The sequence below is a fragment of the Micrococcus porci genome (genome assembly GCF_020097155.1).
GTDB classification, from domain to species: Bacteria; Actinomycetota; Actinomycetes; order Actinomycetales; family Micrococcaceae; genus Micrococcus; species Micrococcus porci.
In genome coordinates, this window is the sequence record NZ_CP083691.1 from 368,362 (window position 1) to 380,082 (window position 11,721).

The 11,721-nt window shown below is 68.6% G+C and carries 9 protein-coding genes and 1 tRNA gene; 4 read left to right on the plus strand and 6 right to left on the minus strand.

Annotated features, from left to right (window positions below; translation table 11 throughout):
• Positions 1-56: 56 nt before the first annotated feature.
• The 5 genes from KW076_RS01720 to KW076_RS01740 form a co-directional block, all read right to left on the minus strand.
• A complete protein-coding gene (locus tag KW076_RS01720) occupies positions 57-866 on the minus strand; it encodes a DUF8453 domain-containing protein (protein WP_224355935.1) in 810 nt (269 codons plus the stop codon).
• The gene (locus tag KW076_RS01725; RefSeq protein ID WP_224355936.1) at positions 866-3,682 is read right to left on the minus strand and encodes a DEAD/DEAH box helicase family protein; all 2,817 of its coding nucleotides are present in this window, start codon (positions 3,680-3,682) and stop codon (positions 866-868) included. The genes KW076_RS01720 and KW076_RS01725 overlap by 1 nt, the downstream gene beginning before the upstream one ends.
• On the minus strand, positions 3,679-5,808 hold the full coding sequence (locus tag KW076_RS01730) for a site-specific DNA-methyltransferase (protein WP_224355937.1): 2,130 nt from the start codon (positions 5,806-5,808) through the stop codon (positions 3,679-3,681). Before KW076_RS01730 ends, KW076_RS01725 begins: the two co-directional genes overlap by 4 nt.
• Before the next feature lie 128 nt (positions 5,809-5,936).
• Positions 5,937-6,323 carry a hypothetical protein gene (locus KW076_RS01735; protein WP_073117141.1) on the minus strand — a complete coding sequence of 129 codons (387 nt, stop codon included), beginning with the start codon at positions 6,321-6,323 and terminating at the stop codon, positions 5,937-5,939.
• A 195-nt stretch (positions 6,324-6,518) separates the two neighbouring features.
• On the minus strand, positions 6,519-6,806 hold the full coding sequence (locus KW076_RS01740) for a hypothetical protein (protein ID WP_224355938.1): 288 nt from the start codon (positions 6,804-6,806) through the stop codon (positions 6,519-6,521).
• A 78-nt stretch (positions 6,807-6,884) separates the two neighbouring features.
• Here KW076_RS01740 and KW076_RS01745 point away from each other — a divergent pair, with 78 nt between their 5' ends.
• Both KW076_RS01745 and KW076_RS01750 read left to right on the plus strand, forming a co-directional pair.
• Positions 6,885-7,832, plus strand: coding sequence for a site-specific integrase (locus tag KW076_RS01745; protein ID WP_224355939.1), 948 nt, complete (start codon positions 6,885-6,887; stop codon positions 7,830-7,832).
• Between the two features lie 9 nt (positions 7,833-7,841).
• Positions 7,842-9,686 carry a hypothetical protein gene (locus tag KW076_RS01750; protein WP_224355940.1) on the plus strand — a complete coding sequence of 615 codons (1,845 nt, stop codon included), beginning with the start codon at positions 7,842-7,844 and terminating at the stop codon, positions 9,684-9,686.
• Positions 9,687-9,932: 246 nt separating this feature from the next.
• Here the strand turns inward: KW076_RS01750 and KW076_RS01755 are convergent.
• A tRNA-Leu gene (locus tag KW076_RS01755) sits at positions 9,933-10,019 on the minus strand.
• Between the two features lie 214 nt (positions 10,020-10,233).
• Between KW076_RS01755 and KW076_RS01760 the strand changes: the two genes are divergently transcribed.
• Positions 10,234-11,163, plus strand: a complete 930-nt coding sequence (locus tag KW076_RS01760; protein ID WP_224355941.1) for an FHA domain-containing protein — start codon at positions 10,234-10,236, stop codon at positions 11,161-11,163.
• Positions 11,160-11,717, plus strand: a complete 558-nt coding sequence (locus tag KW076_RS01765; RefSeq protein ID WP_224355942.1) for an FHA domain-containing protein FhaB/FipA — start codon at positions 11,160-11,162, stop codon at positions 11,715-11,717. Before KW076_RS01760 ends, KW076_RS01765 begins: the two co-directional genes overlap by 4 nt.
• The last annotated feature ends 4 nt before the right edge of the window (positions 11,718-11,721 follow it).

An 11,721-nucleotide genomic window follows, 5' to 3' on the forward strand; every position in this document is an offset into this window, starting at 1 on the left:
CTACCATCTCAAGAAGACTTTGGCGGCAGTTCGATTGGAGCACCGCGCGAGCGTGATCAGTCCTGGGGCGCGCCCTGCACAGACACTCCCAGCGCACGCAGTTGCTCCGCGATGCTCTCCGCTCGGGCGTCGAATGACCGGACGCGGTCGACGTAGCCGGGTTTGCCGCGGTGCAAGTTAGCGATCTCTACCTGTCGGTGATACTCCTCCAGGAGGGTCCTCACTTGGTGGTCCGCGCGGTTCTCTGTCACGGCGACGACGTCCATCTCCCCCTCCTTCAAGACGCGAGAACGATCCAGCGTCCTCGCCATCTTCTTCAACGTCTGGCTGACCGTGTGCAGATCGTCGTAGGAGTGGAACATGCCACCCTCCAACACACGGAGGTCAAGATCGAATGTGTCGGTCCACTCGCGTCCGGATGAGTCCACGTACGACACGACGGCGGTGTGATGAACCGGGAGGTCGTCCCTCCCGGAACGGTCCGACATACGGTCGTAGAACATGCGGGTGACCTGCCCAGGCGGGATCATTGCCGTCGGTTCATGCAAGAGCCGCATGGCGGCCATCTCATTCCCACCCTCCTCACGTGCCCGCAGGAGGTGAGGTTCGATGCTGATGGTCACGTTGTACGCCGGGCGGACACCGATGTTGCGGATGACAAAGTCCACCATTGCCATCGACCTCTCGCCGGGCTCCAGGGTCACAAGCACGTAGGGCCGAGTGGCCTCTACCTGAGCGTCGCGGGCGGTCTCCCACTGTCGTTTGGCGTAGAGACCAGCCACGATGGCCGCGACCAAGAGCCCGGCTGTCAGCAACGTGTAGATCGCGGTCCAGGCGGGAGTCGTGAGGCCCCAGAACGTCTCCATCAGTAGTCGACCGCCGCGTCACTCTCGTACAGCGCCCGCGCGGATGTGGCGACCTCGACGGCTTCCCGGACCTTGGGGTCCTGCATGTCTAAAGCCCGCATCTTGCCGTTCACCTCGGTCAGGCCCTCGATGCGCATGAACTCGTCGCCGTACTGCTCGGCGTATCGGGCCAAGCCGCGCAGCTTCGGCAGTGCGTCCGACAGGTGGTGCCCGTGCGGGTCCACGATGGACGCCCGCACCCGGCCCTGGGCGTCCTCGTGGAAGAACAGGAAGTCCGGGCGCATGGTGCGCCAGGCGTTCCCGTCGCGGTATGCGATGGCCAGGGACTCGTCCTTCACACGGGAGGGGTTGCGGTACCAGGCGATGGCGCCGCGGCGGCGCATCTCCTGGTCGACGACCGAGGACTCCACTCGGTTCAGGGTCAGCGGGTACGTGCCGTCCTCAGCGGTGAGGATGTGGTCCGTGCGGGTCGGCAGGGGCTTCTTGTCGACGTCGACGGGGCTCTCCTGCCAGTTCACCGGCTTGGCCAGGTTCCCGCGCTGGGGCTCGGTGGACTGCTCCATGAGGGCCTTGTACGCGGCCTGCCGGTCATCGGCGAGGGCCTTGATGTCGGTGCGGTGCTCCTGGAACCAGCGGCCGACCAGGCGGGAGGCTTCCTCCTTGACGTCCGCGACGATGTCCGGAACGGACGCCATGCCCGCCACACGGGCGTACGCCTCGCGCAGGTCGTCCTCGTCAGCGTCGGGACCGACGATGTGGTTCACGTAGGTGCGGGACACGTCCGCGGTGAACGCGCGCGCGGCCCGCTGGTAGGCCTCGCGGACGACAGCGAGGTCGGCACGCTCGGTGAACATCCCGATCCGTTCCTTGCCTGTGGCCCGGTCGGCGAGGATCGTGCGGACCCGCACCTCGAGGATGTCCTTGACCGCCTTGTCCACGTCCTCCCGGAACTGCCCAGCCCGGTAGTCGAGGGTGCCGTGCAGGTGACGGTGTGCCTCCTCGCCCGCGTCGGGGCGGAGGCCGTCCTCGGAGAGGTACTGACCCAGGGCGGTCAGCAGGGGCACGGGGCCAAGACCGCGGGAGGGTGTGGTCTCCGTCGGCAGGGAATCGAAGAGGTCCCACAGGGGCCCGTTTTCGATGGGGGTGACCTTGACTCGGTCGGTGAGCACAACGGGTCCGACAGCGCCTCCCTGGCCGCCCCCGGAGGCGCCGCGAGTCTCGCCCTGGTGAAGGCCGCCCGGGCGCGCGGGGGTGCCCTGGCCATCGGCCGAGGGCTCCGCTACACGGTCGGTAGCGTGCGTGCCGTGGCCGGGCACCTCGGGGTTGGCAGGCTCGGTGCCACCCCCCGACGACGCACCCGCCCCGCCCGAGGGAGGAGTCACCTCGGGACGCGGGTCCGGGTCGACGACCGGGTCGATGATCGGGTTAGGGACCTCGTCATTCGTGAGGTCCTTCACCACCTGACGGGCGGCCTTCTCGTCGAAGTTCGGGAGCAGGCACAGCACCGAGTTCAACTCGTCGTTGCCGGGGATGCGGCGGGCCAGCGGGGTACGCACCATGCGGCCGAGAGTCTGGGTGATCTTTGTCAGGTCCGACACGGTGCGGAACGACATGAGCACCTCAGCGCGCGGGCAGTCCCAGCCCGTGGTCACGGCCTCCTTCGCCAACAGGATGCGAACACGCTTCGTGTCCTGCACCTTCTCGGGGTCGATGTGCGGGATGAACAGGCCCGCGGCCTGGATGGCCTCCTTCTCACCGAACACGTGCGCGACGGCGCCCGCGGGCATCTCCGGCCACACGTCCATGATGGTCCGCAGGTACCCGGCGATGTCGGAAGGGGTGACCGAGTTCGGGGTCTGGAGGACCATCAACGGGACGACCCGCTCGATCTCCGCGCCCGGGTGATCGGCCCTCTGTTCGGCCACGTACGCGTCCCATGCGGCTTCGGACTCGAGCAACTGCCGGACCGCGGAGCGGAGTAGGACGGTCTCGAACGACCCCACCTCGTCCGGGTGGGGGATGTTGAGTAGGATGTTGTCCTTGAGCAGGCCGGACTTCTGGATACGCGCCGGGTCCACTTGCACAGGGTCGAGACCGAGACGGCCGCGGATGCCGTCCATGGCGTTCGTGAACCGCTGGAGGGTGGCGGAGATGCCGAACACCACGGGCATGGGCGGCACTCCGGGCTGGCCTGCGATGAGCCGCTTCACGATGGTCTTCTGCTCCGCCTGCGCACGAGCCGTGGTGCCCATGCCCTTGTGCGCTTCGTCGAGGAAGAAGTACAGGGTGAGGTCGGGGTTCTGGATGGTGGCGGCGATGATGTCGTAGATCGTCTGCGGCACCATGTCCGGCCGCACACGGGGGTCCAGGCCCGCGAAGGTGTCCTGCCCTTCGGTGCCGGAGGGCTGGAATCCACGCACCATGCGGGAGGTCTTGGCGAACTTCTGCGTGTTGATGAAGTACACGGTCCGCGGGTCCAGAGCAGGCTTCGTGTACCCGGCGTTCAGGTCAGTCATCCGGCCGATCAGATCGGGAGCCGCGGCCTCGAGCCGGTGCCTGGACTGGGCGTTCAGGGTTGGGTCGTCGGAGAACCACAGCACGACGGCGCCGGGGTCCGCGAGGAAGTCGAAGGTGTCACTGCCGAAGAACAGGGCCTCGATCACGGCCGCGGCGATCACGGTCTTCCCACCGCCAGTCGTTGCGGTCAGCGCCATGGTCGGCAGGTGGCCCTCCCGCCGGAGACGCTGGGCCCGTTCGATGTTGGCCAGGATTTCGGCGACGGCGTCCGCCTGGTAGTCCTTGAGCGTGTACCTCATGCGCCCGCCCTTCCGCCCGTGTTGATCTCGAAGTTCGTCAGGTACGACTCGTAGAGCCGGACCGGGGTCACGTCCTCGGGGAGGAGGGCGCAGACGGCCTGGTAGCGGCGCTCGTCATCCGTGACGACGTACACGGTGCCCACACCGGCCTCGGCCACGGCCTCCGCGAACGGGGTCGCGCGGTCCACCTTGGTGAGCACACCGTAGGCCTCGGCCACGTCCCACCCGCGGGCGTGAACCTCGGTGATGACCCGCCCGCGGGACCCGGCGCGCATCCAGAGCAGGGGCGCGATCCGCTTGAACGCGAGGTCCTGCCGGACCATGAGCGGCGACTCGTAGGTCAGCGTGAAGAACGCCGCGTTCTCCTCGAACCCGTCGGACATGGGGAACTCGTCCGTGAACTTGTAATCCCCCTTGATGGGGTCCCCAGTGGGGGTCCTGCCCGTGATTGCGGCGGTGACGCGGGGCTTGGTGACGTAGTCGCAGATGCCCCACTGCTCCCACTCCGGGTCGCCCGGACGGAGACCCTGCTTCCGCAGACCCTTTTGCTCCTCAGCCGAGACCTCGTTGTTCGTGACCGAGATGCACTGCCGCCGACCACCATCCTGCTTGTTCAGGCGCATTACAGCATGAGCCGTGGTCCCAGACCCGGAGAAGAAGTCCAGAACGACCGCATCAGGGTTTTTCTTGATGAGAAATCGGAGTGCATCTTCCACCGCGTAAAGCGACTTGGGGAAAGGAAACCTCTTGTCACCCATAATCGACTTCAGAAGATTAGTGCCTCCCTGCTCCGCGTTATGAGAAGAGATGCGCCACTGCGAGGTTGGAACAAACGAAGCACTATATTCCGACGCATCCACCAGCACGGACCCGTCCGCGCGCCGCCCCCGCACCGGGAACCGCCCGTCTTCGACCTTGGCTTGTTCACCCGCCTTGAGATAGGTCAGGGTCGTCTTGGACCCCCTCCACCGACCGATCCGGACATATCCCTTGGTGATGAGGTCGCGAAGCGTGTCGGCACCGATCTGCCAACGCCCCTGGGAGCCGTCAGCCTTGATTGGCCAGATTGCGACGGCGTCTTCCGGCGCCTCAACGGCAGTCAGGTCGGCGTCGTAGAAGGGCTCGCCGACCGAGACAAAAACAGGACCATCTCCCGCCAGCCGTATGAAGACGGGATAGAACATATTGGGGCGCGCGGCCCTCGTTGATCCGTCTGCCGTACGAAGCAAATCGGCCCACCGCAAGCCGAGCGCCCTTGAATCCTGAACGACTTTCCACTCGGAGCTCAAAGGCATCGGCGCAGGCTGGGAGGCGCCGACGAAGAGAAAAAATACATACTCGTCACTTCGAGCAAATCCTCCCGCTCGGTGCGACCCTTTGGGGTTGATGACCGTCGAGACCATTTGCATTCGTGCTTGCGGGAAGGTCTGCTCGAGGAGCATCCCGAGGCGGAGGTACTCCTTCTCGTCAATGGTGACGATCAGGACGGAGTCCTCGGGGTTGAGGAGTTCGCGAGCGACCTGGAGGCGACGCTCCATGAAGGACAGCCACTTGGAGTGGCGGTAGTCGTCATCAGAGGCGACGTAGTCGTTGTTGTACTTCCAGTCCTTGGCGCCCGTGTTGTAAGGCGGGTCGATGTAGATGCAGTGCACCTGGTGGCGGTGGGTGTAGGTGAGCATCTCGAGGGCGTGGAAGTTCTCCGCATTGATGACCGTGTGGAACGGCTTGTCCCCTCCGCGTTCGACGCGGCCGGTCTCGACGAGGCCGGGGTACATGTGGTCGCGGAACTCGGCGACGACGACGAGATCGGCGAGGGCCGCCTCGGCCCCCTGCTCACCATCCACCTCAACCAGGTGCGCGATGTCGTCGGCGCGGTTGATGCGCTGGACACGCCAGAGGGTCTGGTCGCCCTTCTTGGTCTCGCCGCGGGGCGGAAGGATGCGGACCTTGTCCCCCTTGCGAACCTCTCGGGAAGGCAGTTCGACGGCCTCGGGGCGGTGTTCCTCGAATACGAGGCCGAACTGGCGCTGACGCCGGGTGCGGTTCTTGATCTCGCGTTCGAGGTTGGCCGCGAGGTCGGGGTTCGTGGCGCGGACCTGGCCGAGGAGGTCAGAGAGGCTGGACATGGGCGTGGGTGCCTTCGTGTGGGTGCCGGTCGGTGTCGGTAGTGGCGACGTTCACAGCCTAGCGTCACGTATCGTTCTAACGACCAGTCCGACAGGCCCCGTCGCCCTCGACTTGTGGCGTCCGAGCCTTAGAACTTGGTCTCGCGGATGTTGGCCAATCCCGGGTCCGGGTTGATGCCGAAGTCGACGTGGTAGACGCGGCGGAACGTGGCGAAATCCACCACCTGCATCGGGCCCTCACCGCGCATGAGGCGGCGGAACTGGTCGGCGCCCATCCGGGTGTGCTTGGAGACGTCGGCGAGGGTCTCGTCCCGCAGGCGCGCGGCGCGGGTGACCTCGATGGCGACAAGGTGCTGAATCTTCGCGGCGATCTGTCGGTCGTGGTGTCGGGGATCGTCCTGGATGACCGTTCCGTCGAACCAGGTTTCTCGCCAGGCCGGGGAGGTGTCCTCTTTCCCGAAGGCTCGGGGGTTCTCGAGGTAGTCGTTGGGTCGCCATCCGAACTTCTCCGCCATGCCGTCAACGTAGGAGTGGAGCAAGGCAGTGACGAGCGCGCCTACCCCGAGTAGGGGCGTTACTTCCGGCCGGAGGCGCTGTACTTCCCGCCGGAAGCGTGTCTCTATCTCAAGTGGTAGAGGGGCGGGGGGTGGGTGACTCACGGTGAGGGCATGAACAGCAACCACCGCGAACCGCTCACGGCTCTGACGCGGTCAGTCTTCCGGCAGGGAGGCGGGCCCCTCCCAGAGCCGCGCTTGGAGCCCTTCTTCGGTCCGCGCCACCGTGATGGCGTCCGGCCAGGTCTCGCCCTTGAGGATGGCGTACAGGGTCGAGTAGTTGACCTGGGTGCGCTCCGCGGCGGCCTTGATAGAGGTGTCGCCGATGGCCTCGGTGAGGTTGTGGACGTAGCGGCGGAGGGTCTCGTGGATGGGGTCGTCGACGGGCGTGTTGGGCCAGCGTTCGCTGACCTGGTTCGGCTTGAGCCGTGCGCGTCGTCCCACGGGTCCAGGGTAGCGGGGAACCCTTGTGGGGCTTGGGCTTTTGGGGTGCCTTGCGGGTGCTATCGTAACAACGATAGTTTGTCCTCCCATACGAGGAGCGCCGCCCTGGACATCACCGACTACCGCCCCGCCACCATCCCCGCACCCGCCTGGAACCGCATCGCCGACTTCACCCGCGCCGTCGCCGCCGATACCCAGGCCCACCACGGCAACCGCTTCAACACCCGCGACCTCATGGGCGCTATCGCTCACCACGTCCACTGGGTCACCGACGCCGCCTGCCTGCCCCTGGACCGCTCCGTCGTGTTCCACCGCGACGTGATCGAGGACTACATCGCTCACGGCACCCCAACCCTGGGCCCCGGGTCCCGCTCTACCCGCCGCTCCTTTCTCCTACGCGCCGCCGAGGCCGTCCTGCCCGACGACGAGCGCGTGACCCGCCTGTACCCGCACCACAAGGACGCCCCGGCCCGCCCCTACTCCGAATTCGAGCAGAGGGCCCTGCGGTCCTGGGCCGTCGGCCAGACCACCGCCCAGCGGCGCCTGGACTGCCACACGATCCTCGCCCTCGGCCTGGGCGCTGGACTCGGGACCGCGGACATGATGAGCCTGCGCGTCGAACAGATCGACGCCGACGACAAGGGCGTCGTGATCCACGTGACCCGCCCCGGCGTGGAACGGGACGTGCCCGTGCTGGCCGCCTGGGAACAGCCCCTCATCAACGTCCTGGCCGCCCGCGGCCTGGACGACTGGGTGGTCGGCGTCCGCCGTGCGGGCGTGTACAAGAACTGGATGACGCAGTTCCTCCGCCGGGCCCTGCCCGAGCGTGGGGTGACCGTGGAGGTCGCCCGCCTGCGCAACACCTGGCTGGTGCACCACATCACCGCGGGCACCCCGCTGGGTCCGCTGGCGTTCGCCGCCGGACTGGAGACCTTCCGCACCATCGAGAAGGTCCTGCGCTACGTCCCCCAGCCCTCCCACGACGAGGCCCGCGCCCACCTGCGTCACGCCATGGCGGCGGTCTGAGCGACGACCATGGCCCGCACCTTCCCGAACTCAGCACCCACCAGGGACAACCAGTCCCTGGCCGGGCTGTACGACATGGACTTCGCCCCGAACGAGGGCGCCGTCCGTGGCGAGTTCACCATGCTCCGCAACGCCCAGACGGCGGCGCGCATCATGGAGCACGCGGGCCTGGCCGACCTCATCGCCACCTGGCAGGCCGAGGACGGCCAGGGGAACCGCCCGGGGCCGAAGCCGTGGCTTACCGAGGTCAATGTCCTGGCGCTTCTTCTGCTCCTGGCCCTGTCCCGGCGTGCCCCGCTGTTCCAGGAGGTCGGGGAGGTCCTGATCGAGGCCAGCGACGAGACGCTCGCCGCCCTGGGCATCGACCCGGCCCGCCGCACCTACTCGGAGAAGGCCGCCTACCACCGGGCCTACCACTCATACCGGCGTCTGCTCCCCCTGATCGACCCCGAGCCCGCCCCGCTGTACCGGCGACTGACGGTGCAGGAGTGCGATGAGGTCAAGGCGGCCTGGGTGCTGGAGGAGAACGCGGTCAAGCGCGAGCGGGCGCACACGATGGCGAACGCCCTGCTGTACGGGACGTGGATGCTCCTGCCGCGTCAGGTGCGTCGCGCGTACAAGGGGGACATCGCCATGGACGCCACGTTCGTGAAGTCCCCGGCATACAACGGCAACACCAAGCCGAAGTCGTCCGCGTCCGAGGTCGTACACTACCGCTCGTCCGACCCGTTCGCGGGCTGGTACAAGCGCGACGGCAACCACGCAGGCCCCAACGAACTGCCCGCCTCCCGCGCCAAGTACCAGCGCACCCAGGACTACGTCGGCTGGGGCCGGGAGGCCCACACGGCCGTCTCGTACGGCAAGGACGTGCCCGGCATCGTCCTGGCCGTCTCCCTGGACACCCCGTCGGCGCGTCTGCCGGAGAACGCCCTGCGCATGGTCGAGCACCTCAAGCGGAACAACATGCCCGTGGGGCACGTCGTCACCGACCGCGCGTACCTGCCCGGCACCAAGCCCGCCGAACTCGCCCGCCCCCTGCGGGCCCGCGGCTACCGGCTCGTGTTCGACTACCGGGCCGAGGAGCACGGCATGGGCCAAACAGCCTCCCATGGTGGCGCGATCCAGGTGGAGGGCCGCTGGTACTGCCCGTCCATGCCCGCCCCGCTGGTGAACGCCACGAAGGACCACATGCTCCGCAAGGAGAGCGACCCGGAGTACATCGACGAGGCGACCTACCGGACGCGCATCGAACAGCGCAAGCAGTACGAACTGCACCTCAAGGAGCGCCCTGACGCTGAGGGTGTGGCCCGGTACGCGTGCCCGGCCGTAGGCCCGTCCGCGACCGTATCCTGCCCGCGCCGGAAGGAGCACCCGAAGGCCGCGGACAAGCCCAAGGGCCGCATCATGCTCCCCCTGCTGGTGAAGCCCGCCCCGCAGGTGTGCGAACAGCAGTCCATGAAGATCAGCCCCCTGACGGGCGAGAAGTACGCCCAGGAGTACCCGTACAAGTCCGAGAAGTGGCGGGAGCACTACACGGGCGGCCGCCAGATGGTGGAGTCTCTGAACGCCTCCCTGAAGAACGGCGCCCACATGCCCATCGACGACACGCAGATGCGACCGCGCCGCGGGTTCGCCGCGCAGATCGTCTCCCTGGCTGTGATGGTCGCCGCTACGAACACGCGGAAGATCATTGCCTGGCTCCATGAGCAGGTCGGCGTCACGTCGCTGTCCTCGGCGCCGGTGAAGCGCGCCCGTCGCCGCGAGCGTACGGCCGGGTTCACCCGCGCTGACGAGTTCGGGCCCGCGTACTCGCCACCAGGGGGGTTGCCTCCTGAGAGGCGGGAGACCGCCTGACCGACGAGCCGCCGCCACGGGACAACGTGGACACACCTAGACCCCCGCGGGAGCCTGCCCCAGAGCAGACCCGCGGGGGTCTTTCCATGCCCAGATGAGGCCCGGAAGGCGCCCGGAGCGTCGAAGGTGCCGCCGGGGCGGCCCACCTTGGGCACGAGGAAGCCCCCGGGAGTCTCACATGAGGCTCCCGGGGGCTTTCCGGTGGGAACGTACAAACCGTTCCGTGGCCTTCTTACAAACGGCCCGTGGTGCGCGAGGGGGGACTTGAACCCCCACGTCCTTTCGAACACTGGCACCTGAAGCCAGCGCGTCTACCTATTCCGCCACTCGCGCGAGCGGCCTCCTCATCCGGTTCCGCCTCCGAAGAAGCGGCCCCTGCCGAGGCAGCGAAGAACAGCCTACACCCGCCGTTCACCCGCCCGCAAATCGTTCCGCCCGCCCCCGCCCGGCGGGTCACGCTTCGGCCACGGCCCCCCGCTCTCCCAGGCCCCTCCCATCCCGCCCCGTAGTATCGGAGGGACCACCCCCGAGGAGAGGAGCCCCGTCCGTGGGACTTCTGGACAACCTCGAGCGCGGCCTCGAGAAGGCGGTCCGCTCCGCCTTCTCCGCCGGCGGCGCCCGTGCGGTGCAGCCGGTGGAGATCGCCTCCGCCCTCCGGCATGCGATGGACGACGAGTCCTTCGCCCTGTCCGAGGGCCACACGGTCGCGCCCAACGACTTCACGGTGCACTTCGCCCCCGCCGACTTCGACCGGGCCCGCACCTGGGGCAGCACCCTGGCCGGCGAGCTCTGCGACGAGGTCATCCGCCACGCCCAGTCCCAGGGGTACACGCTGCCCGGGTCCGTGCGCGTCGCCTTCCACGAGGACGCCCAGGTCCACGCCGGCCAGGTGGAGGTGGACGCCCGGATCGACGACGGCTCCTCCCCCGTCCCCTCCCCGCCCGCGGCCACGTCGGCCCCGGCCCCCGCCGCCGCGCGGACCGCCGACGACCGCGGCCCGCGCCCCTCCCGCGCGCCCCGTCACGGTGCCACCGCCGCCCCCGCTCCCCGTCGCGACCCCTCCCCCGCGCCCCGCCCCGCACCGACCCCCGCACGCTCCGAGTCCGCGCGTCGTGCACCCGCGGACGAGCAGGCCACCGTGGTCATGCCCCGCCGCACCTCGCCCGCGCCGGCGGTGCCGTGGCTCGAGGCCGACGGCGTCCGCCACCCGCTCACGCACGAGGACATGGTCCTCGGCCGCTCCTCCGAGCGCGCGGACGTCGTCGTCCCGGACTCCTCCGTCTCCCGGCAGCACGCCCGCCTGGTGCGCGTGGGCCGCTCGGTCACGCTGATCGACCTGGGCAGCCGCAACGGCGTCACCGTGAACGGGCGCCGCGTTGACGGCTCCACCGTGCTGCGGGAGGGTGATCGCATCACGGTGGGCCAGACGGACCTGGTCTTCCACATCGACCCCGCCGACGGGAGGCCCCGCGCATGAACGAGCTCGCCGTCGCCGTGCTCCGCCTGGGACTGCTCCTGGCGCTGTGGATCCTCATCATCTCGATCGTCCTGTCCCAGGGCCGCGACCTCGTGGTGGGCCGCCGCAACAAGCTGCGCCTGGAGCAGGCCCGGCGCGACGCCGGCCTGGTCACCGCGGTGCCCGCCGCCGGCGCCCACGCGGCCTCCGCGGACCGGCCGGCCCCGGCCGCCACGCCCGCCGCCGAGCGACCCGCTCCCGTGCCCCCGGCTCCGGCTCCCCGGCTGGCGCGCACGCTGCGCATCACGGAGGGCCCCTTGGCCGGGCAGACCGTGGACCTCGGCGGCCGCCCGCTGCTGATCGGCCGCGCCCAGGACGCGGACCTGGTGCTCGTGGACGACTACGCCTCCGGCCGCCACGCGCGCCTGTTCCCGCAGGGCACCCGCTGGTTCCTCGAGGACCTCGGCTCCACCAACGGCACGTTCGTGGACGGCGACCCCGTGACCCGCACCCTTCCGGTGGGCACCTCCTCCACGATCCGCATCGGCAAGACCGTGATGGGCCTGGAGGACTGATCCG

Excerpts from the sequence above, each read along its gene's own strand:
- KW076_RS01720 (WP_224355935.1), bottom strand. The coding sequence starts at position 866 with ATGGAGACGTTCTGGGGCCTCACGACTCCCGCCTGGACCGCGATCTAC.
- KW076_RS01725 (WP_224355936.1), bottom strand. The coding sequence starts at position 3,682 with ATGAGGTACACGCTCAAGGACTACCAGGCGGACGCCGTCGCCGAAATC.
- KW076_RS01730 (WP_224355937.1), bottom strand. The coding sequence starts at position 5,808 with ATGTCCAGCCTCTCTGACCTCCTCGGCCAGGTCCGCGCCACGAACCCC.
- KW076_RS01735 (WP_073117141.1), bottom strand. The coding sequence starts at position 6,323 with ATGGCGGAGAAGTTCGGATGGCGACCCAACGACTACCTCGAGAACCCC.
- KW076_RS01750 (WP_224355940.1), top strand. The coding sequence starts at position 7,842 with ATGGCCCGCACCTTCCCGAACTCAGCACCCACCAGGGACAACCAGTCC.
- KW076_RS01765 (WP_224355942.1), top strand. The coding sequence starts at position 11,160 with ATGAACGAGCTCGCCGTCGCCGTGCTCCGCCTGGGACTGCTCCTGGCG.